At 38.0% G+C, this 266-nt stretch carries 1 protein-coding gene; it reads right to left on the reverse strand.

Annotation, left to right across the window (positions count from 1 at the left end):
• A partial coding sequence (locus tag SB717_RS36520) for a helicase-related protein (RefSeq protein WP_410907934.1) occupies window positions 1-266 on the reverse strand: 266 nt, incomplete at both ends.

Raw genomic sequence — 266 nt, forward strand, 5'->3', positions numbered from 1 at the left:
TCTGTTGCAACAAGAACTTCAATAGCACCTTCTTTAAATTTACGTAATACAGACATACGTTTCGCCTGTGTTAAGTCACCATGAATACCTTCTGCTGCATAACCACGTAAGTTTAATGCTTCTGATAATTCATCAACACGACGCTTTGTACGACCGAATACGATCGCAAGCTCTGGAGATTGAATATCTAGTAAGCGTGTTAACACGTCAAACTTTTTCTTTTCTTGCACTTCTAAATAGAACTGCTGAATGTTTGGCATTGTTAC

Origin of the sequence: Priestia sp. SIMBA_032 (assembly GCF_046535215.1) — a bacterium.
Lineage (GTDB): Bacteria > Bacillota > Bacilli > Bacillales > Bacillaceae_H > Priestia > Priestia aryabhattai.